This is a genomic window from Bacillus cereus (genome assembly GCF_025917685.1).
Taxonomy (GTDB): Bacteria; Bacillota; Bacilli; order Bacillales; family Bacillaceae_G; genus Bacillus_A; species Bacillus_A cereus_AT.
Genome location: NZ_CP089518.1, coordinates 761,095 through 787,553, shown reverse-complemented (window position 1 = coordinate 787,553; position 26,459 = coordinate 761,095). Strand labels below are relative to the sequence as shown.

Genomic DNA, 26,459 nt, shown 5'->3' with positions numbered 1-26,459 from the left:
CAAACAGAAAACCAATACCCGTATGGGTATATAATAAAATATACAAAAATCATTTTCAATATATATATCTTTTGTTCACAAATTCGAAACAAAAAAGAACCTAGATAGCTCCAAGTTCTTTTACGTATAGTTCTATAACTTTCTGTACAATGAAATCTGCTGTATTCTCCTCTGGCGGCATCAACAAGTTTGTAACCGTTCCATACACAACAGGATTTAATTCCACTTCATACCCACCATATGCATACTCCTCTTTTGTCGGTAAGTAACCAATATATCCATTCGTATATCCACCAAAGAAAGCTAGTTCATTTTGAAGACTCTCTTTAACTTCTAAAGCAGTTTCTGAAAAAGGTTCCATCGGTATCCCAGAGAACATACCATCATTAATTTGAAACAGTTGAATTTCTAAATCGATACTTAACTGCCGAATACCTTGCTTATATTTCTCTAAAATGATAGTAAGCCATTCATCCGTATTCACACCCCAATGTTGCTCAGCAAATTGGGCCATTTTTCGTATCTCATCAATTTCAGGAATATCCTTCAACTTCATTTGCATCGTACTCGAAATTGTTCTTAAATTTACAATTGGGCTATATGTAACTATTGGCAACAGCGTTAATACATGTCCACTAAGCATGTAAGCCATTTGTTTTAACGCTTCCCTTGAACCACGATACTTCGCATTTACATTACCAGCAGCACCTTGCACGATAATAACAGGACAGTTTACTATTTGCTCAAGAATCTCTCTCGTCATTCCAGGATAATCCGCGGATAATACATCACTATCACCTTTTAAAACATTCGGATGAGCAGTACAAAACACTACAATCCCACATAGTTCTTTCGTTTCAGCATCTCTTATTGCTAGCATACCAATTCGTTTATCTACAACACCCTCTATATTTGTTCCCATCCTTGCTTTTCCATCAGATGTTCTCTCTCTTCGATTTACTCCAATATCACCTGTCGTAACACCCCAGCCAACTTCACATAACCTCAAGTTGTTATTCGCAGTAACAGCACCGTGCACTACATTATTTACTAAAATTGTTTTATACGACTGTACTAGCGAATCATCACCGACCGTTTCTGGACCAGAGTGTGTATGTGTATAAACAACCGTTATTCGCTCAAATGGCACATGAAGCTCACTCGCTACTCGTTCACGAATCACCGTCGTATCTTCTACTAACATCCCAATATTATCAATACTTATAAACACAGTCTTCATTTCAGCTTTTTCAAAAACAAAGACCGTCCCATAAATACTTTCTTCAATATTATTAATTCCTGTATCTCTATGATATCCGATAAAATCAATACCTAAAGGCGGCGTAATATCCACCCTACATACCCCTATTTTGCTCATTTGGATCGCTCCATTTCTATATGTAACTCCCTTTCTTTAAGAATAGCATATTTAACTTTATTCCAAATAAAAAAGAACGGACATAGCATTTCTATGTCCGTTCTTTTCCTCACACATACTTCCGATGCACCATCTTCCCATCATAAGAGAACACAACGCCCTTACTCTCCACAATGGACTCCATATGCACCGTTCTTCCCCATAACTGATGAAGGTACGGTAATACCTTTTCTAAGTATTTTAAATCTAGCTCAATTCCTTCATAACTATGTTTAATGTACAATTCTCCGTTCTTTAAGTAGTCTCCATCTTCTACTACTAAGTACGGGAAACCTCCATTTGTACGCATATTTACAAGTTGATCACGCACATGTTCCCACTCTTTATCTATTACTTTATATTCTTTTCCTTGGCGCTGGAACAAGTACATATCTTCTCTCATGACGAGTTCTTTATTTAAGTAATTTCTTAGGAACGATACGTCCCATTCAATTTCGCGTACTTCAAAGATTTTGTCACGACCAGAACCAGGCTTCACACCACGCCTTTTCATTTCTTCTGTCGGATTGTTGTAGCGTTCTTCAATATCTTCAAACATTTTAATACCGAGGTAGTATGGGTTAATGCTTGTTTTTGATGGCTGTACGACACCTGCATTAAGCTTTGCGAATTCAATCGCTTCAGAAGATGTTAAGTCCATTTCACGAAGTATGCGTTGATGCCAGTAGGAAGCCCAGCCTTCATTCATGATCTTCGTTTCAAGCTGTGGCCAGAAATATAACATTTCCTCGCGCATCATCGTTAATATGTCGCGCTGCCAATCTTCAAGCTCACGGCTATATTCTTCAATAAAGAGGAGCAAATCTTTCTCTGGCTGTGGTGGAATCTTCTTCTTTTTGCGTATATTGGATCGTTCCCTCGTTTTATTTCGATCATCTAAATTCCATAAATCATCGTATTGTGATGCCTTTTTCTTGTCTACTTCTTCCTCCTCTAAATCATCAATACTCCATGCCAATTTTGGACGCATAAGTGATGGATCAATATGTTCTTGAATGGCAAGTACGGCATCTAAAAATGTCTCTACTTCTGCCTTTCCATACTTATGCTCATATGCTTTCACACGATCCGCTGTTGCCGCCATGCTCTCTACCATATCTCGCTTCGTATTTGAAAAACGAACATTATTTTTGAAGAAATCACAGTGCGCTAAAACGTGCGCTACGATTAATTTATTTTGAATTAAAGAATTCGTATCTAACAAAAAGGCGTAACATGGATCAGAGTTAATAACGAGTTCATAAATTTTACTAAGTCCCAAATCATATTGTAATTTCATTCTAAAAAATTGCTTTCCAAAACTCCAATGTGAAAACCTCGTCGGCATCCCATATGCACCAAATGTATAAATAATTTCCGCTGGACATATTTCATAACGCATCGGATAAAAATCAAGCCCAAATCCAGTCGCAATTTCTGTAATTTCCGCAATCGCATATTGCAGTGCTTTATCATCACTTGCTCTCATTATTTTCCCTCCTTACACTTTCCCTTAAGAAAGTGTATGATGAGGAACAAGCTTTCATGAGGATTGATTGCATAATAAAAAGACACCCTCGCAAAAACGAGAATGTCTCATCTATTAACCCTCAATAATCTCCATCTTCTCCGTAATCGGCGTACGCACTTTTCCCTCTGGTGCTTTATCGAAATAACCGATATGAAGAATTCCAACGATGCGTTGGCCTCTTGTTAAACCGATTCCTTCTATAAATAGTGGATTGTAGTTTAATCCACCTGATTTCCAAACACAGCCTAAACCGCGTTCCCAAGCAAGCAATTGGAAGTTTTGCATAAATGCACATGTTGCAGCGTAATCTTCGTCACGTGGAATTTGACGCGGATCTTCATCAATGTAAACAACGATTTGTGCAGGCGTACTTAAGAAACGATCAGATAAAGTTTTGCCGCGTTTTGCTCTTTCTTCTTCTGTGAAAGAGTTTAATACTGCGTCTACTAATTTCTGACGGCCTTCTCCAATGTATAATTTACAATTCCATGGCTCACGATGTTTATGATTCGGTGCCCACGTTGCGTCGTTTAATAGTTCAATTAATAACTCTTTTTCTACTGCTTTATTTGTAAATGTACGAACAGAGCGTCTTTCTTTAATAACATTTGCGATGGAAGTATATGTAGTCATATTTTTCTCTCCCTTATTTTTATCTATATGTATAATTCCGTTATTGATATTGATTTTCAATTTCGATTATAACCTAGTTTTTCACTATTAATCAATGTTTTATGTTGGAAAACAGCTAAAAAATTAATTTCTCGTTGTGAATAAAAAAACTTGGTGTGTTCACAATTTTTTCACATTTTATGGAAATGATAAGTGTAAAGTTTTCCACATTATCCATCTAGGAGGAGTTTATATGTACAAGAAAATCGTAGTAAGTATGACTATGGCAGCATTATTGTGCGGGATATCTGTCTTTCCTGCTTCCGCTGCCACGCCAAAAGAAGTAACAATGCACCATCATAAGCCTATTTCAGAAGAAGAAATGCAGTCGCTCGAAAAACTCGGCTATAACAAACATGAAATTTGGAAAGCTGCACACATTGCAAGAATAAGCAAAAAAGAAATTAAGGACGTTTTAGCTTACTATAAGCAAAATAAATCTTGGGAGAAAACAGCCGAGCATTTCGGTGTAGATCCAAGTAAATTGAAAAAACATCATATGAATAAAGAAACGAAAAAAGCACTACTGCAAGAATTAGCAAACATGCACAAATCTACACCTGATAAGCTAAAACAAAAAATGAAAGAGTATAACATCAGCTTACATCAGCTCGCGGTGTTAACAATCATCGCTCAAAAAAGTAATACCCCTCTCGATGATGTACTAAAAATGAAAAAAGATGGAATGGAAATTAAACAAATTGCAGAAAAATTAAATGTTAAAAAAGAAGATATACGAGCTGAAATGATTAAATTAGTGAAATCTATTAAAGAAAAGAAAACAAATTAATATGCCAAAAAGGAAGAGATATTCATTACTCTTCCTTTTTGGCATGAACTTTCAATTTTCAAGTATAAATTCCCGTCTTTCCCAAAAACTAACACAAGTAAATGATGCATGTCAGGGGTGAGCAAATGTTGCGTTCAACATCTAAAAAGAATAAAAAAACAATCTGTTCCATTCCCGAGTTTATCCACACGATGAAAGAATCTAGTGATTTCGTTTCTTATAACGTAGTAGACGATGGGACATTATGTTTGTTTTATTACAAATCTACAGCTGAATCACTCCTCATTAATCGATTTATTTTAACACCTATAAAAAGAGAATTAGATCACATTGAAAATATAAGTGATATAGCAAATATCGTCACACTTGAGGAGATTATCACAGGCCCTTCTATTGACGATATTCGTGAAAAATTATTAGGTGGGTATGTGCTCATACAGCTAAAAAATGATTCTCAAGCAGCAGAATATGCACTTATTCGTGCTGAAAGTTCAGTTTTAGGTACACGATTATATAACGATACAGAAAATGAATATAGTGTAATCGGTCCCAAAGTGGGATTCGTTGAAAATATTGATACAAATACACACTTACTTCGCCGAAGTATTGTAACGGAGCAATTAGTTTTCAAAGAGGTTGTAGTTGGCTCTATATCAAAAACAAAGGTCGTAGTTGCTTACATCGAAGGCATTACAAATGATCAGCACGTCAATACTGCAATGCAGCGTCTACAAGGCATTGACTTTGATGTTCCTTTCGATGCGACTATGATCGAACAATTTATTAGCGATAATAGTAACTCTCCCTTCCCTGTTTTACTACCTACAGAGCGCTTAGATCGTTCTGTTTATGCACTCATTAATGGCGGTGTTGTCATTTTAACAGATGGTTCACCATACGCATTAGCTGGACCGGCGACATTACTCGATTTCTTCGTATCTCCAGAAGATTATTATTTACCATGGATAGCAGGCTCATTTCTTAGAATGGTTCGTTTTTTCGGAGCAGCATTCTCTCTATTCTCTTCAGCTATTTATACAGCTGTATTAACGTATCACTATCAAATGATTCCAGCTGATTTACTTGGTCCTATTATTTATTCTAGAGCTAACGTACCGTTCCCACCTATGTTAGAAGCACTTTTTTTAGAAATTACAATCGAATTACTGCGCGAGGCTGGAGCTCGTTTACCGACTAAAGTTGGTCAAACAATTGGTATTGTTGGAGGGATTGTCATTGGCCAGGCATCTGTTGAGGCTGCTTTAACAAGTACTATTTTATTAATTGCGGTTGCGTTATCTGCGCTTGCTTCTTTTACAACACCAACAGTAAAAATGTCTTCCACTATCCGGATATTACGATTTCCTCTCATCATTTTAGCTGGAGCATTTGGAGGTGTAGGGCTAATCGTCGGATTTGTATTCATATTAGCTCATTTAATTCGCTTAAAATCACTTGGATCACCTTATTTATTACCTTTATATCCATTTCGCGGGTTAGGTACAGCTGAGGGGCTCCTTCGTCTTCCATTTAGTCAAACTGCAGGGCGGGCTTCTTTTCTAAGACCAAAGAAGAAATGGCGCTATGATCCAAACAAAGCGAAAGAAAAACATGATGGTGAAGAAAAATGAAAAATACTTTATTATGCTTTTCCATTATCATTTTAATTTTCCAATCCGGCTGTACACAACCGAATATAGTAGACACACAGCGAATGATTCATGTAGGTGGATTTGATATAACGAAAGACAAACAATTTCGCGGGACGATTTTATATCCCGATTACACAAAAGGCGTTCAATCAAAACCAGAAACTCAGTCAACTACTGCTGGCACGATCGAAACAATATCCTCACGACTAAATGCAAAATCGCCTCATACTATCGCTGTCGGTCAAATGCGTGTTGTGCTTTTTGGAAAATCCATTGGCGAACATGGAATTGGCGATATTATAAATAATTTGCAACGTGATCCTAATATTGGTCGAGATGTTCAACTAGCACTGGTAGACGGTTCTACAGAAAAACTGCTCAAACATATTAAAACAAATGGATCACTCTATCTGTCTGACTTACTGGAGCAAAACATAGAAGCCGAAACGATTCCACGGACTGCTTTAAATATTTTTTTATATAACTTTTATTCATCAGGATGCGATCCATTTCTTCCTTATATTGAAATTGATGAAGACAAGTCTGCTTCCATTAAAGGACTCGCTTTTTTAAAAAAGGATAAAGTGGTTATGTACACAGATAAAAAAGGATCTTTTTTATTGAAATTACTCCTTAATCCAACTACAAATGGTCGTTACGAAGTTCCAATACAGCAAGGTAACCATAAAGGATTAATTGCCACTCAAAACTTATCTGGAAAGAGCGTTTGTTACCTTTCCGATACTGGTGACATTCCGAAAGTTAACATCCACTTAAAATTAAATGGACTCATAAAAAGCGCTCCAAGCTGGCTTGATTTAGCGAAAAACGAAAACATAACTTACATAAAAAAACATGTAGAAAAAACAGTTGAGAAAGATTTAAACGAATTAATAAAACAATTTCAAGAAAAAGAGGTCGATCCGATAGGGATACGGGAAGAAATTCGTAGTCATTCAAGAAAATGGACTATAAAACAAATTCAAGAAATGTACCCTAATGTAGATGTTGCTGTTCACGTACAAATCAATGTTGTGCAATCTGGTATCGGAGAATAGTGAGGTGTTACAATGGCTGAGCAAAATAAAACAATGACTGTTTCCCCTTATTTCATATTTCTTTTATTACACTCTCTTCAAATTGGAGTAGGCGTGTTAGGATACCAACGAGTTATTGCACAATATGCTGGTTATGATTCTTGGATTTCCCTTATTGTTGCGGGTGTCTTAACTCATATCGTACTGTTTTGTATGTTAAAAATGTTAGATAAAGACAATGATTTGATGACCATTCATACGACATGTTTCGGAAAATGGATTGGAACCTTTTTCTCTATGTGCTTTGCCGCATATCTTCTGTTATTTTGCCTTACTGTGCTTCGTACATATATCGAAGTCATTCAAGTATGGGTCTTTCCTACAATTAAACCATGGAAATTAACATTATTATTTTTACTCGTGACGTATTACGTAATAAAAGGTGGCTTTCGCTCTGTAACAGGAATGTGTTTTTGGGGCGTCATAATACCGATTTTCGTACTATTCTTCTTAGTTTTCCCTATGAAATACGCACATGTCCGTAATATTTTACCTATTTTCACCCATTCACCTGCAGACATTCTATATTCAACGAAAGCATCTGCATTAGAGTTTCTTGGATTTGAAGCAATCCTTATCTTTTACCCACTTATTAGAAAGGGAAAATCACTACATAAATGGGCACATGGCGGGATTGCTTTCACAACTATTTTATATGTAATACTAGCAATCGTTTCCCTTATGTACTATAGTCAGGGCCAACTGCATCATACAATTTGGCCTACTTTAACAATGCTAAAAATTATTAAAGTCCCATTCATTCAGCGATTTGAATACATTATTATTTTCATCTGGTTTCTTATTATTTTACCTAATCTTTGTTTAACCATTTGGTCTTCTTGTCGTATTAGTAAATACTCTTTTCACATACCATTTAACATTACATTACCATTGTTTATCGCGACTATATTTGTTTCATCTTTGTTTTTCACAAACAGGGAAAGCATCAATACATTAAATACCGTACTGTCTCAAGCTGGTTTATATATTGTATACGCTTATATCCCAATTTTATTTCTATTCCATTCACTACGATGGCGCTTCAAAAATCAGTCGAAAAAATCTTCACCCGACACACCATGATATTTGATACAATTTGGTTAATACATTTGTAAAGGGGACAAGCGAATGAAAAAGTATGTATTTTCTTTACTTGCAGTACTGAGCCTAATTCTTGCTGGATGCGGGAGTACTGGTACAAATGAAAAAAAATCATCTGAATCAAAAGAAGAGCATGACCACGCATCACATACTCAGCAAGCTGACATTCAAGAAAAAACAAAAGGGGTCGAAACACTTCCCTCCTTCCTAGACAAGCTTGATCCACAAATGAAAGATATCTACACTGTCGCTGGACAAAATGCAGAACTATTAGATTGGATTCCATGTTACTGCGGTTGTGGTGAAAGTGTAGGACATAAAAATAATAAAAACTGCTTTATTCGTGAAATTAAAAAGAATGGTGAAGTTGTTTGGGATTCCCATGCAACAACTTGCGTCAATTGTCTAGAAATCGCAGTTGAATCTGCTTCGATGAAACAAAAAGGAAAATCGACGCTTGAAATTCGTAACTATATTGATAATAAATACAAAGAAGGCTATGGAAAACCAACACCTACACCAATGCCAAAAGCTTAAAAAACGAGGAGATACCTCGTTTTTTCTTTTCATTCACTTTTTTTCTTAACAAATTCTTTCAAGTGTATTTCTCCTTACTTATCACACACTATATATAACTCCTCAGTAAGGAGGGTACACAGTGCAAACATATAACGACTACGATAAAGCTCTCTATTACACGTATTGCTGTAATTGGGATAAATTACTCGTTCTTATGGTTCAAACGAACGATCAATTATTTTCTAAGCGTATTGAACATTTTTTACACGCTTATCAATACAGTAAAGAACTGCCTGAAGTTGATAAACAATTACAGCTCCTATTTCAATATATTGACCACGCATCCCAAAAGTCACATATAGATGAAGTAGAGCAAATTCAAATGTAAAATATAGCGCTATTCTCTTTATGAGAATAGCGCTTTTTTAAAATGTTTATATCAATAAAAGTTTTCCCTTATAAAACTTTTATTGATAAACATATTTTTTCTTTCTTTTCTGTGCCACTTCATACTATAATTTAGTATGTAACTATTATAAGAGAGGTATAAAATATGGGACAAGAAAAAAAGCAAGAATATGCTTTACTTACCGCGTGGGGGGCTTCTTTTATCGCTACACTAGGAAGTCTATACTTTTCCGAAATCATGAAATTTGAGCCTTGTGTCCTTTGTTGGTATCAACGTATTTTTATGTATCCATTCGTTTTATGGCTTGGTATCGCTGTAGCAAAGAAAGATTATCGCATCGCAAGTTATTCTTTACCAATTGCAAGTATTGGTGCTTGTATTTCTTTATATCATTATGCAATTCAAAAAGTAGCAGCATTTTCAGCTGCTGGGGCAGCTTGCGGCCGTGTGCCATGTACGGGAGAATACATAAACTGGTTCGGTTTTGTGACAATCCCGTTTTTGGCACTTATCGGCTTTATCACAATCGCTGTTTGTAGCTTTATTGTCATCAAAAACAAATAAGGAGATGAAAGAATGAAAAAAATGCTTATATTTGGCGGTATTATTATCGCCTTGTTCGCAGCAATATTCGCTGTAACACAAATGGAAGAAAAAAACGCTACTAGCCAAAAAATTGATAATGCTACTGATAGTAAGACAAATGGCCCTGACTACTATACAAATAAAATCTCTCTTTCAGATCTCCAAAAGAATTTAAAAGAGAAAAAAGAAGAAACAGTATACTTTTATCAAACATCTTGCGTTCATTGTCAAAAGCTATCTCCTATCGTAGTACCAATGGCTAAAGACTTGAACGTTGATATGAAAGTTATGGACATTGAAAAACTAGATGCTCCTTGGGATGAATATAAAATTAAAGGAACTCCAACAATCATTCACTTTAAAGATGGCAAAGAAGTAAGCCGTATTAGTGGTGAACAACCGGAAGACAAATTAAAAGAATGGCTTGAGCAAACGAAAAAATAACGAGAAAAGGAAACTCCTTCTATACATGAAATGGACGTAAAATCCCACACTAATGTATAAGGAGGGGGTTTTATGCCTGAAGTAAAATGCTCTGTTTCCAATTGCTCATTTTGGGGACAAGGTAACTTTTGTCAAGCAAGTGCAATCGTTGTTCAACCGGATGCACAAGAGGCTGGTCAGAATACAAATGATTCGTATACAAGCGCTACTTTAACAAACGAGACGCTTGAAAGTTCTGTAACAACGAGTGTAGAAACTTGTTGCCATACATTTAAACCAAAATATTAAACGTAAAAGCATACGATTAGTCGTATGCTTTTTTACATTCCTCTCCAAAAATCATGCATCATAAAAAAGTATAAAATAACGAGAAGGACCGTCCCGCATAAAGTGATGCGTCGATATACACTCTTCTCCCCTTCCCTCGCTTTAACAAACGCCCAAATAAATCCGACGAACAATATTAAATCAATATATGGAACATAAAATGAGAAGACGAGTAACGCATATAAATACACGATAAATAAACAAGTCGTGATTAAGAAAATCTTAAATGCAAATTCACTTTTCATAATGTGACCGCCCCCCAATCTGTACTGTATTATATTCAGCAAAACATAATAGTTGCTGTTTCAATTTTTTATCCCGCTATTTACATGAATCCCAATTAGTATAAGTTTATAATCAGCAAAGAAGAGCAATTCCCCCATTAAGTTTCACTTCATCACAAATAAGCTACCGCCTATACACGGTAGCTATTACGGAACATCATATTTTCTTTTATATATATTACTTAAGGTCGAATAAGGTAATTGCTCATAACGAATTTTTTCTCCCGTTTCATCAACAATATACAAATTGCTTCCTATATAATATATTCCATCTTTTCGTTTGGAGTACACTGCGTATTTTTCATTTGGCAATACCGTTTTTACTTTCGTCAATTGTCCATTTGGTTCTTGCCAATATATATTTACACGGTCTACTAGCGTAAGTATTCCAATTTGTCCTTCTTCTACTTTACGACCATTCCAACTCACAACACGATAACCAAGCTTATACGCCTCATATTCGGGACTCGTATAAAAACGAGAAATAATTACTTTCGTCTGTAATTGTACCCGTTCATATAACCATTGTATGTCCCGATCATGCATGCGAATACAACCATTCGACTCCCTGCTCCCAATCGTCCATTCCCGATTTGTTCCATGAATCGCATATTCCTTTTTATCCAGACCTAACCACCTCGTACCGAGAGGATTATTCGGCGCACCCCCAGGTATTTTTTTTCGATGGTATTCTTTATTTTTATACTTAGTTATAATACAAAAATTCCCTTCAGGCGTTGGGGTGCTATCTCTTCCTGTCGTTATCGGAAATGTTCTCGTATAGTTTCCCTCTTCAAAAAAAGACAGCTGATTCGTTTTAAGGTTAACTAATATTAAATGATCTGTATTAGCAAAAACACTAGCTGGTAGGCAGAAAAATAGGATTATGATTAACCATACTTTCTTCATCTAAATCCTCCCTAGCACTAACATAATAATAAAGTGAAACTTTACTCAGTGGAGGTTTTGTCCATCCCCCACTGAGTATTAGCCCGCACCAATCGGGCGTTTACGGGCAGCAGGGCTCCCATCTAACTTCTTTGCTCCAGCCAAATTTTGAGATGGAGTCTTACTGCCCGTAAATAGCGGGATAAATGCAATTAGCTTTACTTTGCTCTTATAAATGAAAACTATCCATTTACAATAACGCCCCCATTTACATGTAGCATCTGCCCTGTTACATATGCCGAATCATTAGACGCCAAATATACATACGCAGGCGCTAATTCATACGGCTGACCAGGTCTTTTCATAGGAACATTGCTCCCGAACTGTGATACTTTTTTCTCATCAAAACTTGATGGAATAAGCGGTGTCCAAATTGGACCTGGTGCAACACCATTTACACGAATCCCTTTTTGTACTAATGATTGAGATAGCGATCTTGTAAATGCGACAATTGCTCCTTTCGTTGCAGAATAATCAATCAACGTTTCATTTCCTTCATATGCAACGATAGATGCTGTGTTTATAATTACATCCCCTTGCTTTAAATGGGATAGCGCTGCTTTTGCAACATGAAAATAAGAAAAAATATTAATACGGAATGTCGTTTCTAACTGTTCCGCTGTAATATACTCTAGTCCTTGCTGCGGATATTGCTGTGCAACGTTATTCACAAGCACATTTAAACTCCCCAGCTGCCGGACGGTCTCTTCCACAATATCTTTACAATGTTGTTCACTACTCAAATCCCCCGGCAGTAATACACAATTCACGCCTTCTTTTTCAACAAGTTTTTTCGTCTCATTTGCATCTTCATCCTCGTCTAAATAAGCAATCGCAATATTTGCTCCTTCTTTTGCAAAAGCGATGGACACAGCTCTCCCAATCCCACTATCTCCCCCTGTAATTAATACATTCTTTCCTTTTAACTTTTCACTTCCTTTATAATTTGGATCTTCAAACTTTGGAAGAGGATTCATTAATGATTCAATACCAGGCTGTTTATGTTGATGTTGCGCTGGCATTGTTAAAAAGTTTTTTTGCTGTGGCATAACTTCCTTCAACTCCTTTCTCCTTATAATGTGCACAATATTAAAAACTACTTACACATGAACAACCGCAATTCCCACTCGTTTTTACGGTTAATATTCAAATTCAAGACATAAAATATGGATTGTTCTAAAGTTTTTATGCAAAACTATTGCAAAAAAGTCAAAAAACGAATATTATATATAACTGTTGTGAAAATTATTCGTAAAAAGAAAGGATGTTTATATGTTTAACCTTTCAAAACATAAAACTTCTATTAAAACTGAAATTATGGCAGGTATTATTACCTTTTTAACAATGGCATATATCATTGTCGTAAACCCTGTCATCCTTGGGGATGCAGGCGTTCCATTTGAACAAGCATTTACAGCTACTATTATCGCCGCTGTTGTCGGAACATTATTTATGGCAATCTTTACAAACTTACCAATCGCAATTGCACCAGGTATGGGATTAAATGCTTACTTCTCTTACTCTGTTGTAAAAGCTCATGAAGGCATGACTTTCGCAATTGCATTCTCTGCTGTATTCGTAGCAGGTATGATTTTAATCTTGTTATCATTCACATCTTTCCGTACGAAATTAATGGAAGTAATTCCCGAAAACTTAAAACATGCACTTACTGCTGGTATCGGTCTTTTTATTGCTTTTATCGGTTTGCGCTTAACAGGAATTGTTACAAAAAATGATGCAAACTTAGTTGGGCTTGGTGATCTTCACTCTGCTCCAGTTCTACTAGCATTAGCTGGCCTTGGAATTACAATTATCCTTATGTCTTTAAATATAAACGGGGCACTATTTATCGGAATGTTATTAACTGGTATTATCGCTTACTTCACAGGGCAATTAACGTTCTCAAACGGCGTTACATCAATGCCTGGATTACCAGAAGGAATTATCGTTTCAAATCCAATTACTGCTGTATCTGATGTAATTAACTACGGATTATACGGCGTTGTGTTCTCATTCTTCCTTGTTACACTATTTGATACAACTGGAACATTACTTGGTGTAGCACAACAAGGTGGATTCATGAAAGATGGAAAGCTTCCAAAAGCAGGACGAGCTCTTCTATCTGACTCATTCTCAGCAACAATTGGAGCTATGTTCGGAACAACACCATCAACAGCTTACATTGAATCATCTGCTGGTGTTGCAGCTGGTGGTCGTACTGGTTTAACAACTGTTACAGTAGCTGTTCTATTTGCATTAGCAGCATTCTTCGGACCGTTAGTGAGCGCTGTTTCTGGCGTTTCAGCTATTACAGCACCATCATTAATTATCGTTGGTAGTCTTATGATGGGTTCAGTTCGTCACATCGATTGGGATACGTTCGATGAAGCATTCCCAGCATTTTTAGTAATCTTAAGCATGCCACTTACATCAAGTATTTCAACAGGTATTGCACTTGGATTTATTTCATACCCACTTATGAAAATGGCAAAAGGACAATTCCGCGCTGTTCACCCACTTGTGTATTTATTCGGAATCTTGTTCGCTTACCAATTAGTTTTCTTACCACATTAAAATCCCTCTTCCTGAGGGATTTTTTTTATAAATACTGTTTGACAACACCATTCATTTGTGAAATAATTCAAAATAGTTAAATATTCGATGTCTTATCAAGAGCAGGTGGAGGGATGAGCCCTACGAAGCCCGGCAACCGACCCATTTATGGGCACGGTGCTAATTCTTACAACACATTGTGTTGAAAGATAAGAGTAATATGATAAGACGTCTTTTCTATATGAAAAGGCGTTTTTTATTTTCACTCCCTCCTCTCTCTTCTTAGTTTAGGAGGGATTTTTTTATGAAAAAATTATGTTCCATCGTACTTATTTTTCTCTTACTTACATTAACCGCTTGTACAAATGAACAAGATGCGATTTCATCACAAAAGCAACAAACTGTGAAAAAGGCGCCTACAACGGTAGAAAATCACTTACAAACAGAAGTTCCAATCCAAATGAAGAAGCCATTAAAAATCGCATTAATTATGCAAATGTCCATCGGAACTTTTTCCTCTCAATATATTGAGGGCGTCAAAAAACAAGTCGAGCTATTTGGCGGTAGTGTACAAGTCTACAATTCTGATAACGATTTAGCAAAAATGGCTGCAAATTTAGATACTGCTATTAATTCAAAAGTGGATGGTATTTTAATTGATCACGGCCGCTCTGAAGCACTAAAACCTGGAGTAGAAAAAGCGTTACAGGCGAATATTCCCGTAGTTGCGTTTGATAACGATCTACGCTTGCCAGGTGTGACAATTATTGATCAAGATGACTATAGTCTTGCATGGAAATCATTAAAAACGTTAGCGGAAGATTTGAATGGACAAGGAAATATCGCAGTCGTATGGGTTGGCGGATTTGCTCCAATGGAACGTCGCAACGTTATCATTGATGCTTTTTATAAACGTTATCCAAATATAAAAGAAGTTGCACGATTCGGTACTGCTAGTAATAACACACCGCTTGATACACAAACACAAGTAGAAGCTTTATTAAAGAAATATCCGAAAAAAGGAGATTTACAAGCTATTTTCGCTTCATGGGATGAGTTCGCTAAAGGAGCTGTTAAAGCACTTGAACAAGCTGGTCGTACAGATATAAAAGTATATGGCATTGACTTAAGTAATGAAGATTTACAACTCATGCAAAAAGAAAGCTCACCTTGGACTGCTACAGCTGCAACTGATCCAGCTGAAGTAGGTAAAGTTCAAGTACGATTTTTATACAAAAAAATTGCTGGTGAACAAACGCCAGATATTTATTCACTAGAACCTTATTTAGTAAAGAAAAGTAGTTTACCAAAAGAAAATATAACAATGGATCAATTATCAAAACATATAAACGGTTGGGGAGACTCAAAAGATGCATATTCTCCTTGGATGAAAAAATTAGAGAAGGAGAAAAAATGATGACATTCTCTCTTCAAAACATTACACATTCTTATCATGTAGCTACACCTGTTTTAGAAGATGTTTCTATTCATATTCAAAAAGGAAAAGTACACGCTTTACTAGGAATGAATGGTGCGGGAAAAAGTACTTTACTAAAAATAGCAACTGGTGAAATCCAACCAGTTGCTGGCGATATAAAAATTGATAATCAGTCTGTTTCCTTCACTTCACCACGTGATGCAAAAAAGCACGGTATTTCTTTCGTAACACAAGAAGTAGATCATGGACTTATTCCGGGATTATCTGTATTAGAAAATGTACTAATTGATCATTTAGCAATGCAAAATAAAGTACTATTTTCAAAGTCCAAATTAGTTGCACTCGCTAAACAACATTTGCAAATTGTACAAGTAGATTTAAATGTTTCAGAAGATGTTTCAAACTGCTCATTACATGAAAAACAATTACTTCTTATCGCAAGAGCTTTATCTAACAATACAACTTATCTTTTATTAGATGAACCTACTTCTTCTCTTGGACCAAAGGAAGTTGAAACCTTTGGGAAACTATTAAAAGATTTGACATCAAAAGGAATTGGCATCCTCCTAGTTTCTCATCGTTTATCAGAGATTCGAAATTTCGCGGATGATGTAACTGTACTACATAACGGTAAAGTTGCCCTTTCTCAAGCCATTACAACGATTACAGATCAACAAATTGTTGAAGCAATGACTGGAAAACAACTTACACTTCCTATTAATACAGCACCAAAAATCGGGAGCGAGGAAATATTTAAAGTACAAGAGCTTCAATTACACGAAGATCATTCTCCCCTTTCTCTTACAATACGAAAAGGAGAAACTGTTGTGATATACGGATTAATTGGAAGTGGAAAAACAACACTTGCTGAAACTTTATTTGGTGCTCGTCATACTTATCGCGCAAAAATAGATGGTCACAACATAACAATTAAAACACCGCGAGATGCGATTAAAGCGAAAATCGCACTTGTACCAGAAGAAAGAAGAAAACAAGGTGTATTTCTTTCGGAAGATATTATAAGTCACACTAATTTACACCAATCAGGTTGGAGACGAAAACAAACCGAATTAAATAATGCTACTACGGTAATTTCTTCTTTCAGCATTTCACCCAATGACCCAAAAGCCTTTATTCATTCACTTAGCGGTGGAAATCAACAAAAAGTCTCAATTGCAAAATGGAATGGATTCAAACCTAATCTATTTCTTTTGGACGAGCCAACTAAAGGTGTAGACATAGCTGCGAAACAAGACATTTTTCAATTCATTCGCAACATTACAGAAAACGGGAGTTCCGTAATTTATTTCACAGGAGAACAAGATGAAGCACTACATATCGCCGATCGCATTCTTATACTGGCAAACGGAGAATTTGTAGGTGAGTACTTGCCGAATGACCTATCTCCTGAACAGCTTTTACATTTATCTGAAGGGAGCTTTTCCATTGAATCTCGTTCATAAAACTAAAACTAAGAAACTATATTTACCTACTCATCTTTTTTATCAATTTAGTACAGTTGCTATTATTATAGGTGTTACAATTTTTTTCTCTATCGTCAATGATTCTTTTTTAACATACAACAATATTAGTGATATTTTACGCTCTATTTCTATCGTAACGTTACTTGCGATTGGTGTTACCTTTACATTGATTGTAGATGGGTTTGATTTATCAGTCGGCTCTACCGCTAGTTTAGCAACAATTGCCGCTGCTTCTTGTCTCGTTTTATATCGACAAGAACTATTAGTCACACTCCTTGTTCCTATTCTGTGTGGACTATTAGTTGGATTATTAAATGCACTACTCGTTATCCGAATTAAACTACCAGATTTACTAGCTACACTAAGTATCATGTATATCGTGAATGGACTACACTTAACATTTTCAAAAGGATCTTCAATATATGAAGGAATGTCGGGTGCCACAGGACATTTTATTCCATCCTTTTTATTTATCGGTCAAGGTTCCATTTTAGGAATTCCAGTCCCTGTCATTATCATGCTTATCGTCGTTTTAATTGCACATCTATTTTTAGAAAAAACAACGTACGGTCGTTTCTTTTATATGACAGGTGGGAATCGAGAAGCTGCTAGACTAGCCGGTATCCCTACCGATCGTTACCGTGTATACGCTTATATGATTAGCGGTTTACTCGCCTCTGTCGGCGGGATTATTCTATGTAGCCGCGTTGGAACAGGGCAAGTTTCAGCTGGTTCCCCATTATTAATGGATGCAGTTGCAGCTGCCTATATCGGTTATGCAATGTTCGGTGCCAAGAAACCAAATATAGTCGGAACATTCCTCGGCTCGGTATTAATCGGAATTATATTAAATGGCCTCACAATGATGAACGTTCCTTATTATGCACAAGATATCATTAAAGGCAGTATTTTGATTACAGCTTTAGCCTTTTCGTTTATTAAAAAGAAGCGTAAATAAAAAAGTAGCGCATCGAATTCCGATGCTCTACTTTCCTTTTGCAACAATCACACGAACTACTTTTAGCGCAAGCAGTAAGAGCAAGTTTGCTATTGCCGTAACTCCTAAAAATATCGCTATCATCAGTTCTCCCATGCCGTTATTAAATACAAACGTAATAGAAGAAATGAAAGCCAAAATAAACAATATTAACGCTGGTACATATTTAATAAACGGCTTCTCATATGATCTTTTAGAAAGAAAAAACGTCATAAACAACGTCATAATAAAAACAAAATATACGACAAGTAAGAAAATCATACGAAAGCCTCCTCTTCAGCTAAACTACTTAATTATAAAAGCCCCCTCCAAATATAAAGGGAGCTCACAATTTCTAATATCTCTCATCTACCTGTAACTTTTTACTATACTTTTGAATGAAAACGGATGAAACAACCATCATCATTCCTACACTAAACCCAATAAGCTGATCCAGTAGCATCTCACCATGAATGAAGCAGCGAAGTAGAAATACACCACCAAAAATAAGTATCATAGTAAATCCAGCATGTCTAAGCCCCTTATATACATTTTCCATATGTATCATCCCTTTACACACTTTCATCCATATTATACCATAACCAAAAACATGTATAACTGTTTCTAAAATGGCATTCGGCATTCAGTTATAGATCAATAATAAAAAAGACTGCGAAGAAACTCTTCTCCGCAGCCTAATACTTATTTTTGCAAGAACGCCTGTAAATCTGCAAATTGTCTCTTTGCATCTTCATAGCCTTGCTCATATAAATTTTGTAGTTTTGCTGTATCTTTTTCCATACGATCTACTTGAAGCTGCACTTCTGGGCGAATAACAAATAAATTACCTGCTTGCTCTTCTTTTTCAATGTAGTGAAGTGTCTCATTATACACTTCATAACGATTCAACATCGTGTTAACAAGATTAGGATATTTTTTATACGCTTTCGCTGCCACCCATCCAAACTTTGACTTCTTCTTCGCGTAACCATGATTTCTCGTCAAAATCACGACTGATTTTTCAAACCCATCTTCCTGTGCTTTACGAACTGGAATCGGATCAGAAATCCCGCCATCTAATAACTGCTTACCGCGGTAATTTACTACCGGTGCAATGAAAGGCAATGAACTAGACGCTTGTAATAAATTTAGTGCATCATCATTCGTTCCTTCTTTTTCAAAATAAACAGACTGTCCTGTTTCACAATCTGTTGTTCCTACAAGGAAACGCTCTGGGCTATTATAGTATGTTTCAAAATCAAACGGTACATGCTTTTCTGGAATTTCATGAAAAATGAAATCCATATCAAATAATTGACGCTTTTTCCATAAGTTTTTATACGATAAATATTGTGGATGCGATGCATAATCAATATTTACTGTCTTATTTCTATTTCTTTGTCTGGAAAGATACGACGCTGCATGACAAGCACCAGCTGATACACCGATTACATATGGAAAATATAAATCTTGTTCCATAAAATATTCTAATATCCCGCCCGTATATACACCACGCATACCGCCGCCTTCTAATACTAACCCTGTATTTTCAAGCATGTTACTCTCTCCTCTTTATATATATTGACTCTTTAATTATTCACTATGTTAAGTATCTTTTTCTATTATATATGAGTTCTTTCAGAAATTATATTCAAAAGGCTTGAAAAAAGAAAAATAGAGACTATCCGAAAGGTGGCCTCTATTTTAAGCTCGTTGATCCGCAACAATATGAATATCAATATACTTCGTTTGTCTCATAATTTCATTTACAATAGAACCTTTTCGTATTTCTTCCCACCGTGTTCTCGCCGATTGCCCGAGTAAAACTTGTGTCACTTGTAGTCTGTTCGCGACTTCAATAATAACATCAGCGGGTTTTCTTCCTTTCGCTTCTTCTAATACAAAGCTCGCATCAAATTGATTCGTTAGCGATTTCCACTCTTCAATTGTTTGCTTTTTCCCTGCTGAAATAGAATCTATATTTTCTCTTTCTACGTTTAAGACATACAATTCAGCATTTAACCGATCTGCCATGCGCCAACCTCTCCGTATTAATTTCTCTGCTGTTGAACTGTATTGTACACAAACGAGAATTTTTTCTTTCACACCAATCGGTTCTATAACAGTTTGGCTAATTTTCTCATCCATATCATCTGCGACTTCACGAAGCGATAATTCCCTTAATGCCCCTAAATTATTGAGCGTAAAGAAATTTTGTAAGCTTTGCTCTATTTTTTCTTCCTTATATATCTTTCCATCTATTAATCTCTTCCTTAATACCTCGGGCGTTGCATCAACAAGCTGAATTTCATTTGCTTTTTGCAAAATAAAATCCGGAATTCGTTCTCGTACTTTTACATTCGTAATTTGAGCTACAATGTCATGAACACTCTCTAAATGTTGAATATTAAATGCTGATAATACGGATATACCGGCATCTAACAATTCTTGAACATCCATATAACGTTTCTTATTTTTAGATCCAGGAATATTACTATGCGCGAGTTCATCCACTACAACTACTTGCGGCGCACGATTTATAATTCCTTCTACATCAAGTTCATAAAATACTTTTCCTTTATACTGTATTTCTTTTAACGGAACTTTTTCTAAATCAGCAATTGCTTCTTCTGTCTCTTCTCTTCCATGTGTTTCAATTAAACCAATTACAATATCAATACCGTCTTTTTTCATCTCTCTTGCATCAAAGAGCATTTTATAACTTTTTCCTACACCTGGGGCAGCCCCTACATATAGCTTTAATTTTCCGCGATTTTGCTGACGAATATATTCTAAATATTCCTCTGGCGTTCGCCTTTGAAACTTCGGTTCATAGTCATCCGCATACAAAATAAGCACAACCTTTCATTCGAAACAACGCTACCTCAATCCGTTAGATTGAGGTAGCACTGTTACTATTTCATTAATTTCTGTAATTCTAAATTTAACTTTAAAACGTTCACGCGATCTTCCCCAAACAAGCCAAGTGCAGCACCTTCCGTTTGATCCTTAATCAATTGATCCAGCTTTTCTTTCGGAATATTCGTTAATTTCGAGATGCGATCTACCTGCACAGAAGCCGCTTTTGGACTAATGTCAGGATCAAGCCCTGAACCCGAATTCGTCACTAAATCTATCGGTACTTCTGTAACTGGAATGGTTGGATTTTGTTTCTTCCAGTCCTCAATACTTTTCTCAACTCGTTTTGCTAAATCTGGATCAGACGGTGCATAGTTATTTGAACCAGATGCTTCTGCTTTATATTCTATACTAGAGACGCGTCCATGAAAATAACGTGGATCTGTGAAATTTTGACCGATTAATTTTGAACCAACTACTTCATCTTTATCATTATATATAAGACTTCCATCCGCATTATCCTTCATTACCGCTTGCGCTATACCCGTTACAATTAGCGGGTATACAAGTCCACACAAGACTAAGAACGTAAAAGTAATACGAATAATTGGTGAAAGTATACTTTGTTTTTTCGCCATCTGTTTTCCCCTCTTCCTTATATGAACAAGCCGACAATCATATCAATTACTTTAATTCCAATGAACGGAACGATCACTCCGCCAAGCCCGTAAATAAGTAGATTTCGGCTAAGCAGTGCATTCGAACTCATCGGTTTATATGCGATACCTTTCATCGCCAACGGAATGAGTAACGGAATAATAACTGCATTAAATATTAATGCTGATAAGATTGCTGAAAGCGGTGATGTTAATTTCATAATGTTCAATGCTTCCATTTGCGGAATCGCAAGTGTAAACATCGCTGGAATAATAGCAAAATATTTCGCGATATCATTCGCAATACTAAACGTCGTTAAAGCACCACGCGTCATTAACAATTGTTTACCGATTCCTACAACCTCAATAATTTTCGTTGGATTCGAATCTAAATCAATCATATTCGCTGCTTCTTTCGCAGCTGTCGTACCACTATTCATCGCTAATCCAACGTCCGCTTGTGCCAATGCCGGGGCATCATTTGTACCATCACCTGTCATCGCTACAAGTTTCCCTTTATCTTGCTCTGCTTTAATAACTGCAATTTTATCTTCCGGTTTACACTCGGCAACGAATTCATCTACCCCTGCTTCTTTGGCAATTGTTGCTGCTGTTAATGGATTATCCCCTGTACACATAACCGTTTTAATCCCCATTTGACGTAATTGTTCAAAACGTTCACGCATACCAGGTTTTACTGTATCCTTTAAATAAATTAAACCGTAAATACGATCGTCTACTGCAACTACAAGTGGTGTTCCACCCTCTTTTGAAATGAAATCTGCTTTTTGATTCACATCTTTCGGAATCGTTCCACCTTGTGATTGAACCCATTCAATCACGCTACCTACAGCACCTTTTCTCACTTTCGTTCCATCCTGTAAATCGACACCACTCATTCTCGTTTCTGCTTTAAATGGAACGAACTCACCTTGTTCTGCAAGTTCTCTATTATATGATATAGATTTCGCTTGCATATACTCGATAACAGATCGACCTTCTGGTGTTTCGTCTAAAACTGAGCTAATCGCTGCCCATTTTCCTACTTGCTCAATCGTTTCATTTCCTACAGGGAGTAGTGTATGTGCCATCCGGTTCCCGAAAGTAATCGTACCCGTTTTGTCTAAAATAATTGTGTTGATATCGCCCGCAGCTTCTACTGCTTTCCCTGACATTGCTAACACGTTAAACTTTGTCACGCGGTCCATCCCGGCAATACCAATTGCTGATAATAACCCACCAATTGTCGTTGGAATTAAACAAACTAACAACGCTACAAGTACAGCTGTATCAATTTGAAACCCTAAATAATTTGTAAAAATCGGCAACGTCACAACAACTATTAAGAAAATAAGCGTTAAACTCGTTAATACTGTATTTAAAGCAATTTCATTCGGCGTTTTTTGACGTGCAGCTCCTTCTACTAAAGAAATCATTTTATCGATAAATGATTCCCCTGGGTTACTCGTAATCACAATCGTAATTTCATCACTTACGACCATCGTTCCACCTGTTACGGAACAAAAATCACCGCCCGCTTCTTTTATAACAGGAGCTGATTCCCCTGTAATTGCAGATTCATCGACAGATGCTAAACCTTTAATTACTTCACCATCATTTGGAATCATTTCTCCTTGTTTTACAATAACAACGTCACCTTTTCTCAGATCAGTTGCTGAAACTTGAACAATATCTCCATTTTCTTTTACAACATTTGCAAACACATCTTTCTTCGATTGTTTTAAAGAATCGGCTTGCGCTTTACCACGCCCTTCAGCTAACGCTTCTGCAAAGTTAGCAAATAAAACTGTAAATAATAGAATGAGAGAAACTGTTATATTAAACCATCCTGGTACACTACTAGAACTACTTGGAAGAAAGGATAAAAGTAACGTAATGATAAATCCAATTTCCACAACGAACATAATCGGATTTTTTATCATGACTTTCGGATTCAATTTTGCAAAGGATTGCTTTATCGCATGCGTCACGATATCACGATCCAACGTTTTCGCTTGTCTAACCTCATCTTCTACAGCATGTATTTGTGATTTATCTACTTGTTTTTCTTTTACTACTACCGGTCTCATCATTTACCCTCCATTACTTCAATGTAAGAAATTCTGCAATTGGACCTAATACTAACATCGGGAAGAATGTTAACGCACCTACAATTACAATCGTTCCGATGAAGATGCCACCAAATAAACTATTATCCGTACGGAATGTTCCGACTGTTTCTGGTACGACCTTTTTCTCCTTCAGTGAAGCAGAAACAGCTAGCATCGTAATTAAGCTGAAATAACGTCCTAAAAACATAACTAAACCAGTCGTAATATTCCAAAATGGTGTATTATCCCCTAAACCTTCAAATCCAGATCCGTTATTCGCAGCTGACGATGTGTATTCATATACAACTTGCGTCAAACCGTGGAAACCTGAATGAGAAATCGCATCCGTTCCTAAGCTTGTTGAAAGAGCTAATGCTGAAAATCCTAAAATAAGCAACGGATGGAATAATATCGTTACCGCAATTAATTTCATTTCCTTACCTTCAATCTTTTTACCTAAAAACTCTGGCGTCCGTCCGACCATTAATCCTGATATAAAGACTGCAATAATTGCATACATGATAATATTGATAAAGCCTGCTCCAACGCCGCCATATACTGTATTCAACATCATATTTACGAGTGGAACTAAACCGCCAATTGGTGTTAACGTATCATGCATCGTATCAACCGCTCCTGTTTCAGCAGCTGTCGTTACTGTCGCATAAAGTGAAGAAAATACGGTTCCAAATCGTACTTCTTTCCCTTCTGTGCTTCCTTGCACATGCTGGATACCTGTTTGGTTCAATACTGGATTCCCATGTAATTCGGATGTCGTAATCGTTATAAATCCTAGTAAAAAGACCATGAACAGTGATACAAAAAGGATACGTCCTTGCTTTTTATTTCCTACCATCCTTCCGTACGTAAATGGTAGTGCTGTTGGTAATAACATCATAAGCATCATTTGCAAAATATTACTAATTTGTCCTGGGTTTTCAAATGGATGCGCTGAGTTTGCTCCGAAGAAACCACCACCATTATTCCCAAGTTCCTTAATTGCAACGAATGATGCAACTGGTCCACGTAATATACTTTGCTTTGCACCTTCAATCGTATGTGCTGTAACTGCCCCGTCTAACGTTTGTGGTACACCGAGTGCAACAAAGACTAACGCCGCAACAAATGCAATTGGAAGAAAAACTCTCGTTAAAGCTCTCGTAAAATCAACGAAGAAGTTCCCAAGTTCTTTTCCAGCAAGCCCTCTTATAAATGCCATAACAATCGCTAAAGTCGTTGCTGGTGCTGCAAACATTAAAAACGTAATGGCGATTAATTGTGATAAATAAGACAAACCATTTTCACCGCTATAATGCTGTAAATTTGTATCAGCCATAAAACTAATTGCTGTATTAAAAGCGAGCGTAGGCTCCATTCCTTCAATATGCGCTGGATTTAGCGGCAGCACACCCTGTAATCTGAAAATGAAATATACAACAACAATCATAAATCCGTTGAGTAAAACAAGTGATAATGCGTACTGTTTCCACGTTTGATTGTATTCTTTTACACCCGTAATTTTAAAAATAAGTTTTTCAAAAGGCCCGAATACTTTATCTAGCGTTTTGCTACCTTGAAAAGCTTTTTCTAAATAAATCCCCGTTGGCTTTGCTACTAAAATAAACAAGAGCATTGTAATAACGACTGCAACCCAAATCATAATGAATGATTCCCCCTAATTAAAACTTTTCTGGATTTAATAATGCGTACACTAAGTACACCGTAATCGCTGCAACAATAACCGATAAGGCAATCATCATGATTGCTTCCCTTCTTTCACAACTTTATCTGACCAACTTGCCAGGCTTGCCATCGATGCAACTAATACAACAAATATCCCGATCATTACAACATCTAACATAGCTATCCCTCACTTTTTGTTAAAATTTGACATTTATTCATCAAAAAAAGAACACTAAGCTCTACTTAGTGTTCGAAGTGAACAACACAAAGTAAACCTCCTCTCTAAACGCTTACGAGGTTAGCTGTCGGATTCGGGCCTAAAGAGTAGCCCTACTTTCAAAATTGAAAGATTCACCCCAAGTGACGATGCACAAAATTGGTTCCCCCGCTCCATTTCTGGAACTCAGCGATTTTAGGTTTTTTTTGGAAATTTCATGAATGATTTATGAGAGTAAATATACTCCTCTAAATTTAACTTGTAAAGGGTTAAATTACTGAAAATAAGAAAATATCCATCTATTTAAACGCTTACATTAGGTGTTATTAATATTCTTTCATCTGTTTTCTCGTCTTTTCTTTCTTTTTCACAGAAATGATCTTTTAAATACGAAATAAAAAGAGCGAATTACATGAAGTGCATAGCTTGTTGCACTCAGCATTCACTCTTTTTTCATTCACTATTTATTCCCCTCGTAAAAAAGCACGTAAATTTCTCCCGCGAATATAAACTTGTGACAATTCTGCATGTAGCTGCTCATATTCGATAACATCTGTTTTTAAATATAAAGCGTCTTTCGATGGCAATATAATATATGGCCTTGGAAAAATAGGATCAAGCACCACCAATTCTTGAACTCGCTCTACCGATACCGCCCAACGATTCGCTATATCTCCTAATAACAACACCTTCATCTTTATTTCCC

28 protein-coding genes, 1 pseudogene and 2 riboswitches are annotated in these 26,459 nt (G+C 36.4%); of the genes and pseudogenes, 13 read left to right on the top strand and 16 right to left on the bottom strand.

What is annotated here, in order from left to right; genetic code table 11:
- Positions 1-100: 100 nt before the first annotated feature.
- The 3 genes and pseudogenes from LUS72_RS03995 to LUS72_RS03985 all read right to left on the bottom strand — a co-directional run bounded on the left by LUS72_RS03995 (position 101) and on the right by LUS72_RS03985 (position 3,581).
- Positions 101-1,467: pseudogene (locus tag LUS72_RS03995) on the bottom strand (neutral/alkaline non-lysosomal ceramidase N-terminal domain-containing protein).
- Positions 1,468-1,487: 20 nt separating this feature from the next.
- On the bottom strand, positions 1,488-2,906 hold the full coding sequence (spoVR, locus tag LUS72_RS03990) for a stage V sporulation protein SpoVR (RefSeq protein WP_097831301.1): 1,419 nt from the start codon (positions 2,904-2,906) through the stop codon (positions 1,488-1,490).
- Between the two features lie 114 nt (positions 2,907-3,020).
- Positions 3,021-3,581, bottom strand: a complete 561-nt coding sequence (locus tag LUS72_RS03985) for a nitroreductase family protein (protein ID WP_097831302.1) — start codon at positions 3,579-3,581, stop codon at positions 3,021-3,023.
- Between the two features lie 232 nt (positions 3,582-3,813).
- On the opposite strand from LUS72_RS03985, the gene LUS72_RS03980 reads away from it, so the two are divergent.
- From LUS72_RS03980 to LUS72_RS03940, 9 genes are all read left to right on the top strand, one after another.
- Positions 3,814-4,410 (top strand): hypothetical protein, encoded by a 597-nt coding sequence (locus LUS72_RS03980; RefSeq protein ID WP_141533271.1) that lies wholly within the window; start codon positions 3,814-3,816, stop codon positions 4,408-4,410.
- 125 nt (positions 4,411-4,535) lie between these two features.
- Positions 4,536-6,041 (top strand): spore germination protein, encoded by a 1,506-nt coding sequence (locus LUS72_RS03975; RefSeq protein WP_097831303.1) that lies wholly within the window; start codon positions 4,536-4,538, stop codon positions 6,039-6,041.
- Positions 6,038-7,120 (top strand): spore germination protein GerYC, encoded by a 1,083-nt coding sequence (locus LUS72_RS03970; RefSeq protein ID WP_097831304.1) that lies wholly within the window; start codon positions 6,038-6,040, stop codon positions 7,118-7,120. The genes LUS72_RS03975 and LUS72_RS03970 overlap by 4 nt, the downstream gene beginning before the upstream one ends.
- Before the next feature lie 12 nt (positions 7,121-7,132).
- Positions 7,133-8,242 carry a GerAB/ArcD/ProY family transporter gene (locus tag LUS72_RS03965; RefSeq protein ID WP_097831305.1) on the top strand — a complete coding sequence of 370 codons (1,110 nt, stop codon included), beginning with the start codon at positions 7,133-7,135 and terminating at the stop codon, positions 8,240-8,242.
- A gap of 45 nt (positions 8,243-8,287) precedes the next feature.
- Entirely contained in the window at positions 8,288-8,797 is a 510-nt protein-coding gene (locus LUS72_RS03960; RefSeq protein ID WP_097831306.1) for a PCYCGC domain-containing protein, read from the top strand.
- Between the two features lie 121 nt (positions 8,798-8,918).
- Positions 8,919-9,167: a YhdB family protein gene (locus tag LUS72_RS03955; RefSeq protein ID WP_048526289.1), complete on the top strand. Its 249-nt coding sequence runs from the start codon at positions 8,919-8,921 to the stop codon at positions 9,165-9,167.
- Between the two features lie 165 nt (positions 9,168-9,332).
- The gene (locus LUS72_RS03950) at positions 9,333-9,752 is read left to right on the top strand and encodes a disulfide formation protein C (protein WP_097831307.1); all 420 of its coding nucleotides are present in this window, start codon (positions 9,333-9,335) and stop codon (positions 9,750-9,752) included.
- Positions 9,753-9,764: 12 nt separating this feature from the next.
- A complete protein-coding gene (locus LUS72_RS03945) occupies positions 9,765-10,217 on the top strand; it encodes a thioredoxin family protein (protein ID WP_097831308.1) in 453 nt (150 codons plus the stop codon).
- Between the two features lie 72 nt (positions 10,218-10,289).
- On the top strand, positions 10,290-10,505 hold the full coding sequence (locus LUS72_RS03940; protein WP_071735124.1) for a DUF1540 domain-containing protein: 216 nt from the start codon (positions 10,290-10,292) through the stop codon (positions 10,503-10,505).
- Between the two features lie 32 nt (positions 10,506-10,537).
- On the opposite strand, the gene LUS72_RS03935 is transcribed toward LUS72_RS03940, so the two are convergent.
- The 3 genes from LUS72_RS03935 to LUS72_RS03925 all read right to left on the bottom strand — a co-directional run bounded on the left by LUS72_RS03935 (position 10,538) and on the right by LUS72_RS03925 (position 12,825).
- Positions 10,538-10,789 (bottom strand): hypothetical protein, encoded by a 252-nt coding sequence (locus LUS72_RS03935; RefSeq protein ID WP_000834189.1) that lies wholly within the window; start codon positions 10,787-10,789, stop codon positions 10,538-10,540.
- A 186-nt stretch (positions 10,790-10,975) separates the two neighbouring features.
- On the bottom strand, positions 10,976-11,737 hold the full coding sequence (locus LUS72_RS03930) for a L,D-transpeptidase (RefSeq protein WP_097831309.1): 762 nt from the start codon (positions 11,735-11,737) through the stop codon (positions 10,976-10,978).
- Between the two features lie 221 nt (positions 11,738-11,958).
- On the bottom strand, positions 11,959-12,825 hold the full coding sequence (locus tag LUS72_RS03925; RefSeq protein WP_097831342.1) for an SDR family oxidoreductase: 867 nt from the start codon (positions 12,823-12,825) through the stop codon (positions 11,959-11,961).
- Between the two features lie 223 nt (positions 12,826-13,048).
- Here LUS72_RS03925 and LUS72_RS03920 point away from each other — a divergent pair, with 223 nt between their 5' ends.
- The 4 genes from LUS72_RS03920 to LUS72_RS03905 all read left to right on the top strand — a co-directional run bounded on the left by LUS72_RS03920 (position 13,049) and on the right by LUS72_RS03905 (position 18,209).
- Positions 13,049-14,350 carry an NCS2 family permease gene (locus LUS72_RS03920; protein ID WP_071747782.1) on the top strand — a complete coding sequence of 434 codons (1,302 nt, stop codon included), beginning with the start codon at positions 13,049-13,051 and terminating at the stop codon, positions 14,348-14,350.
- 89 nt (positions 14,351-14,439) lie between these two features.
- Positions 14,440-14,545: riboswitch (SAM riboswitch) on the top strand.
- 88 nt (positions 14,546-14,633) lie between these two features.
- Positions 14,634-15,746: a sugar ABC transporter substrate-binding protein gene (locus LUS72_RS03915; RefSeq protein WP_264448614.1), complete on the top strand. Its 1,113-nt coding sequence runs from the start codon at positions 14,634-14,636 to the stop codon at positions 15,744-15,746.
- Entirely contained in the window at positions 15,743-17,230 is a 1,488-nt protein-coding gene (locus LUS72_RS03910) for a sugar ABC transporter ATP-binding protein (protein ID WP_097831343.1), read from the top strand. The genes LUS72_RS03915 and LUS72_RS03910 overlap by 4 nt, the downstream gene beginning before the upstream one ends.
- Positions 17,214-18,209 (top strand): ABC transporter permease, encoded by a 996-nt coding sequence (locus LUS72_RS03905; RefSeq protein ID WP_097831311.1) that lies wholly within the window; start codon positions 17,214-17,216, stop codon positions 18,207-18,209. The genes LUS72_RS03910 and LUS72_RS03905 overlap by 17 nt, the downstream gene beginning before the upstream one ends.
- Positions 18,210-18,236: 27 nt before the next feature.
- Here the strand turns inward: LUS72_RS03905 and LUS72_RS03900 are convergent, their stop codons facing one another.
- From LUS72_RS03900 to LUS72_RS03855, 10 genes are all read right to left on the bottom strand, one after another.
- The gene (locus tag LUS72_RS03900; protein WP_097831312.1) at positions 18,237-18,509 is read right to left on the bottom strand and encodes a sugar ABC transporter ATPase; all 273 of its coding nucleotides are present in this window, start codon (positions 18,507-18,509) and stop codon (positions 18,237-18,239) included.
- Positions 18,510-18,582: 73 nt separating this feature from the next.
- Entirely contained in the window at positions 18,583-18,786 is a 204-nt protein-coding gene (locus LUS72_RS03895; protein WP_097831313.1) for a hypothetical protein, read from the bottom strand.
- A 143-nt stretch (positions 18,787-18,929) separates the two neighbouring features.
- Complete coding sequence (locus tag LUS72_RS03890) at positions 18,930-19,784, bottom strand: patatin-like phospholipase family protein (protein WP_097831314.1); 855 nt, start codon at positions 19,782-19,784, stop codon at positions 18,930-18,932.
- 147 nt (positions 19,785-19,931) lie between these two features.
- Entirely contained in the window at positions 19,932-21,086 is a 1,155-nt protein-coding gene (kdpDN, locus tag LUS72_RS03885) for a KdpD-like non-kinase potassium sensor (protein ID WP_097831315.1), read from the bottom strand.
- Positions 21,087-21,142: 56 nt separating this feature from the next.
- Positions 21,143-21,724 carry a K(+)-transporting ATPase subunit C gene (gene kdpC / locus LUS72_RS03880; RefSeq protein WP_264448613.1) on the bottom strand — a complete coding sequence of 194 codons (582 nt, stop codon included), beginning with the start codon at positions 21,722-21,724 and terminating at the stop codon, positions 21,143-21,145.
- Between the two features lie 17 nt (positions 21,725-21,741).
- The gene (gene kdpB / locus LUS72_RS03875) at positions 21,742-23,832 is read right to left on the bottom strand and encodes a potassium-transporting ATPase subunit KdpB (RefSeq protein ID WP_264448612.1); all 2,091 of its coding nucleotides are present in this window, start codon (positions 23,830-23,832) and stop codon (positions 21,742-21,744) included.
- A 13-nt stretch (positions 23,833-23,845) separates the two neighbouring features.
- The gene (gene kdpA, locus LUS72_RS03870; RefSeq protein WP_264448611.1) at positions 23,846-25,513 is read right to left on the bottom strand and encodes a potassium-transporting ATPase subunit KdpA; all 1,668 of its coding nucleotides are present in this window, start codon (positions 25,511-25,513) and stop codon (positions 23,846-23,848) included.
- Between the two features lie 19 nt (positions 25,514-25,532).
- The gene (gene kdpF, locus LUS72_RS03865; protein WP_000972378.1) at positions 25,533-25,613 is read right to left on the bottom strand and encodes a K(+)-transporting ATPase subunit F; all 81 of its coding nucleotides are present in this window, start codon (positions 25,611-25,613) and stop codon (positions 25,533-25,535) included.
- Entirely contained in the window at positions 25,610-25,714 is a 105-nt protein-coding gene (locus tag LUS72_RS03860) for a SipW-dependent-type signal peptide-containing protein (protein WP_000887889.1), read from the bottom strand. The genes kdpF and LUS72_RS03860 overlap by 4 nt, the downstream gene beginning before the upstream one ends.
- 95 nt (positions 25,715-25,809) lie before the next feature.
- Positions 25,810-25,955, bottom strand: a riboswitch (cyclic di-AMP (ydaO/yuaA leader).
- A 262-nt stretch (positions 25,956-26,217) separates the two neighbouring features.
- Complete coding sequence (locus LUS72_RS03855; RefSeq protein ID WP_000866315.1) at positions 26,218-26,448, bottom strand: hypothetical protein; 231 nt, start codon at positions 26,446-26,448, stop codon at positions 26,218-26,220.
- Positions 26,449-26,459: the final 11 nt, after the last annotated feature.

Coding starts and splice junctions, on each gene's coding strand:
- spoVR (WP_097831301.1), bottom strand. CDS start 2,906: ATGAGAGCAAGTGATGATAAAGCACTGCAATATGCGATTGCGGAAATT.
- LUS72_RS03985 (WP_097831302.1), bottom strand. CDS start 3,581: ATGACTACATATACTTCCATCGCAAATGTTATTAAAGAAAGACGCTCT.
- LUS72_RS03980 (WP_141533271.1), top strand. CDS start 3,814: ATGTACAAGAAAATCGTAGTAAGTATGACTATGGCAGCATTATTGTGC.
- LUS72_RS03975 (WP_097831303.1), top strand. CDS start 4,536: ATGTTGCGTTCAACATCTAAAAAGAATAAAAAAACAATCTGTTCCATT.
- LUS72_RS03970 (WP_097831304.1), top strand. CDS start 6,038: ATGAAAAATACTTTATTATGCTTTTCCATTATCATTTTAATTTTCCAA.
- LUS72_RS03965 (WP_097831305.1), top strand. CDS start 7,133: ATGGCTGAGCAAAATAAAACAATGACTGTTTCCCCTTATTTCATATTT.
- LUS72_RS03960 (WP_097831306.1), top strand. CDS start 8,288: ATGAAAAAGTATGTATTTTCTTTACTTGCAGTACTGAGCCTAATTCTT.
- LUS72_RS03950 (WP_097831307.1), top strand. CDS start 9,333: ATGGGACAAGAAAAAAAGCAAGAATATGCTTTACTTACCGCGTGGGGG.
- LUS72_RS03945 (WP_097831308.1), top strand. CDS start 9,765: ATGAAAAAAATGCTTATATTTGGCGGTATTATTATCGCCTTGTTCGCA.
- LUS72_RS03940 (WP_071735124.1), top strand. CDS start 10,290: ATGCCTGAAGTAAAATGCTCTGTTTCCAATTGCTCATTTTGGGGACAA.
- LUS72_RS03935 (WP_000834189.1), bottom strand. CDS start 10,789: ATGAAAAGTGAATTTGCATTTAAGATTTTCTTAATCACGACTTGTTTA.
- LUS72_RS03930 (WP_097831309.1), bottom strand. CDS start 11,737: ATGAAGAAAGTATGGTTAATCATAATCCTATTTTTCTGCCTACCAGCT.
- LUS72_RS03925 (WP_097831342.1), bottom strand. CDS start 12,825: ATGCCACAGCAAAAAAACTTTTTAACAATGCCAGCGCAACATCAACAT.
- LUS72_RS03920 (WP_071747782.1), top strand. CDS start 13,049: ATGTTTAACCTTTCAAAACATAAAACTTCTATTAAAACTGAAATTATG.
- LUS72_RS03915 (WP_264448614.1), top strand. CDS start 14,634: ATGAAAAAATTATGTTCCATCGTACTTATTTTTCTCTTACTTACATTA.
- LUS72_RS03910 (WP_097831343.1), top strand. CDS start 15,743: ATGATGACATTCTCTCTTCAAAACATTACACATTCTTATCATGTAGCT.
- LUS72_RS03900 (WP_097831312.1), bottom strand. CDS start 18,509: ATGATTTTCTTACTTGTCGTATATTTTGTTTTTATTATGACGTTGTTT.
- LUS72_RS03895 (WP_097831313.1), bottom strand. CDS start 18,786: ATGGAAAATGTATATAAGGGGCTTAGACATGCTGGATTTACTATGATA.
- LUS72_RS03890 (WP_097831314.1), bottom strand. CDS start 19,784: ATGCTTGAAAATACAGGGTTAGTATTAGAAGGCGGCGGTATGCGTGGT.
- kdpC (WP_264448613.1), bottom strand. CDS start 21,724: ATGGCGAAAAAACAAAGTATACTTTCACCAATTATTCGTATTACTTTT.
- kdpB (WP_264448612.1), bottom strand. CDS start 23,832: ATGAGACCGGTAGTAGTAAAAGAAAAACAAGTAGATAAATCACAAATA.
- kdpA (WP_264448611.1), bottom strand. CDS start 25,513: ATGATTTGGGTTGCAGTCGTTATTACAATGCTCTTGTTTATTTTAGTA.
- kdpF (WP_000972378.1), bottom strand. CDS start 25,613: ATGATGATTGCCTTATCGGTTATTGTTGCAGCGATTACGGTGTACTTA.
- LUS72_RS03860 (WP_000887889.1), bottom strand. CDS start 25,714: ATGTTAGATGTTGTAATGATCGGGATATTTGTTGTATTAGTTGCATCG.
- LUS72_RS03855 (WP_000866315.1), bottom strand. CDS start 26,448: ATGAAGGTGTTGTTATTAGGAGATATAGCGAATCGTTGGGCGGTATCG.